2 protein-coding genes are annotated in these 3306 nt (G+C 69.4%); both read left to right on the top strand.

Going from position 1 to position 3306, the window contains the following annotated elements; all coding sequences use genetic code 11:
• On the top strand, positions 1-654 hold a 654-nt coding region (locus CH341_RS29805; RefSeq protein ID WP_111423029.1), incomplete at its 5' end, for a FecR family protein.
• A gap of 112 nt (positions 655-766) precedes the next feature.
• Positions 767-3193, top strand: a complete 2427-nt coding sequence (locus tag CH341_RS29800) for a TonB-dependent siderophore receptor (protein ID WP_245431317.1) — start codon at positions 767-769, stop codon at positions 3191-3193.
• Positions 3194-3306 lie beyond the last annotated feature (113 nt).

The raw sequence follows: 3306 nt of genomic DNA, 5'->3' as shown, positions 1-3306 counted from the left end.
CTGACGCTGCGGGCACGGGCCGACGTGATCACCGGCACGGGCGAGGTGCGGCGCGTCCCGCTGCCCGACGGCAGCGCCGCGACGCTCGGGCCCGACAGCGCGCTGCGGCTCGCTTTTACGCCGGGCGCGCGCACCGTCGATCTCCTGGCCGGCATGGTCTATGTCGACGTCGCCCCGCAGGCCGGGGCCCCGTTCCGCGCGGTGTGCGGGCCGCTGACGGTGGTCGCCCTCGGCACCGCCTTCGAGGTGTCGCACGATGCGAGCTGGCTGACCGCCGCAGCCGACACCGGACGCATCGCGGTGCGGCTCGACCGCGGCACCGGCCCGTTCGAGACGACGCTGGAGCCGGGCGACTGGCTCGCCTTCGACGAGAGCGCGCGATCGACCGCCAGCGGCTCGCGCGACGCCGGCCTGCGGGCCGCGTGGCGCGACAATGTCGTGGTGGCGGAACGCGAGCCGATCGCCGTGGTCGTCGCCCGCATCGCCCGCTGGCATCCGGGCCGTGTCGTGGTGGCGCCCGGGTTCGGCGACCGGCGGGTCAGCGGCATCTTCGACCTGCGCGACCCGCGTCGCGCCCTGGAGGCCGTGGTGGCGCCGTTCGACGGCCATGTGCGCGACCTGTCGCCCTGGCTCACGGTCCTGTCCAAGATTTGAAATGCTCCAATCGATGCTCCGGTGATGAAAACCGGCGGCGCTCGCGCGTCCTACCTGAATGGGGCTGCGGTGCGGGGGCGCCGCAGGCGTGTCGAGCGATCGGGGCAGGGGAATGAGTCAGCGTCGAAGCAGGATCGTGCAGGTCGCCGTCGCGGCCGGGCTGGCCGTCGCGCCGCTGGCGGGCGCCGGAGAAGCCCGGGCCCAGGCCGAGGCGACCTCGACCTCCTTCGCGGTGCCGGCCGGCTCGCTCGCCGCCGCGCTGGTCGCCTTCGGCCGGCAGAGCGGGCTGCAGGTGAGCTACGCGCCCGAGATCGCCACCGGCAAGGCGAGCCCGGGTGTCGCCGGCGCGCTGCGCCCCGACACGGCGCTGGAGCGGCTCCTGAACGGAACCGGCCTGGTCTGGCGCTGGGCCAACGACACGACCGTCACGATCTACGATCCGCGCTCCGCCGCCATGCAGGCGAACGCGCAGAGCGGCATCCAGCTCGACGAGATCCAGGTGACCGGCGTCGGCGCCACCACGGAAAACGCCTGGGGACCGGTCGACGGCTACGTCGCGACCCGCAGCGCCGCCGGCTCGAAGTCCGACACGCCGATCATCGAGGTGCCGCAGTCGGTGTCGGTCGTCACCCGCGACCAGATGCGCGACCGCGCCGTGCAGACCGTCACCGAGGCGCTGCAGTACACGCCCGGCGTCACCACCTCGGCGGGCGGCCGGGATCCGCGCTACGACACGGTCTACATCCGCGGCTTCAGCACCCTGGGCTCGGGCGGCTATCGCGACGGCATGCGCGAGTTCGACACCGGCAATTTCACGGTGTTGCGGGTCGATCCCTACGGGCTGGAGCGCATCGACGTGATGCGCGGCCCCGGCTCGGTGCTCTACGGCCAGACCGGGCCGGGCGGCGTGATCGACAAGATCAGCAAGCGGCCGACCCCGGTGTCGTTCGCCGAGATCGTCGGCACGTTCGGGAACTTCGATCGCTTCCAGGGCGCGTTCGACGTCGGCGGGGCGGCCGACAAGGAGGGCAAGTACCAGTTCCGCCTGACCGGCCTCGCCCGCGACAGCGACAATGCGATCCGGCACTTCTCGCAATGGGTGCCGGACGATCGCCTCTACGTCGCCCCGGCCTTCACCTGGCAGCCGAACGCCGACACCAAGTGGACGATCCTCACCGAGTACATGCACGACAAGACCGGCAACGCCTTCCCGGTGTCGAACGCCAAGCTGGGGGCCGGTAACGTCGTCGTCGGCATCAGGGCGCTGCCGCTCTATCTCGGCGATCCGAACTGGAACGTGTTCGATCAGGAGCAGTATCGCGTCGCCTCGCTGTTCGAGCACCGCTTCAACGACGTGCTGACGGTCAAGCAGAACATGGCCTACACGTCGCTGTCGCTGGACTATCGGTATCTCACCGGGGCGCTCTACAACAATGCCACGTCGCTGAGCCGGATCGCCTACGAGTCCAAGGACAAGGCCGATGCCTTCACGCTCGACAATCAGGCCCACCTCAAGTTTCTCACCGGCCCGCTCTCGCACGCCGTGCTGGTCGGCTTCGACTACCAGAATCTGGGCCTCGACACGGTGTACAGCCGCAGTCCGGGAACGTATTCGCTGAACGTGATCAACCCGGTCTACGGGATCGCGATCGCGCCCGCGACGATCGTCCAGACCAGCACCGATCAGAAGCTCAACCAAGCCGGCATCTACGCGCAGGACCAGGTCAAGCTCGACAAGTGGCTGCTCACCCTCGGCGTGCGCCACGACCGTGCCGAGCTCGACAACACCAACCGCGTCACCAATGTCGAGACCGTCACCAACGACACCGCGACCACCAAGCGGGTCGGGCTCACCTATCTGTTCGACAACGGCGTCGCGCCTTATGCGAGCTATGCGACCTCGTTCCTGCCCACCACCGGCACCGACTATTACGGCGCGCCGTACAAGCCGACCACGGGCCGGCAGTACGAGATCGGCGTCAAGTGGCAGCCGCCGGGCAGCCAGACTTTGGTGACGTTCGCGGCCTTCGACATCGTCCAGCAGAACGTGCTGACCACCGATCCGGCACACATGACCTTCAATGTGCAGACCGGCGAGGTGTCGTCACGCGGTCTCGAGTTCCAGGCTACGACGACGCCGCTCGCCGGGCTCGACCTGATCGTCTCGGGCTCCATCCAGGACGTCCAGGTGACGCAGAGCAACAAGACCGGCGAGGTCGGCAACGTCCCGGTGCTGATTCCGGAGCAGCAGGCCTCGGCATGGGCCAAGTACACGATCCAGTCCGGCGCGCTGGCCGGGTTCGGCTTCGGCGGCGGCGTCCGCTACATCGGCCCGACCTGGGCCGACTACACCAACACCATCCGTAACGACGCGCAGACCGTGGTCGATGCGGCGCTGTCCTACGACTGGAAGGGCGCCCGCTTCGCGCTCAACGTGACCAACCTGTTCGACCGCGAGCAGACGCTGTGCACCACCACGGGCGGCTGCCAGTGGATCAGCCCGCGCACCGTGGTCGGCTCGGTGCGCTACCGATGGTGACGGCGATGCCCGACCGCCTCGCCCCTCGTTCGATGGTCATTCCGGGGCGCGGGCGTGAGCCCGCGAGCCCGGAATCCAGCGCCGGGTTCCGAATTCGTGGCTGGATTCCGGGT

The organism is Rhodoplanes roseus (assembly GCF_003258865.1).
Lineage (GTDB): Bacteria > Pseudomonadota > Alphaproteobacteria > Rhizobiales > Xanthobacteraceae > Rhodoplanes > Rhodoplanes roseus.
Note: the sequence above shows the minus strand (reverse complement) of the source record. Positions and strands in the feature narration are given on the sequence as shown.

Coding starts and splice junctions, on each gene's coding strand:
- CH341_RS29800 (WP_245431317.1), top strand. CDS start 767: ATGAGTCAGCGTCGAAGCAGGATCGTGCAGGTCGCCGTCGCGGCCGGG.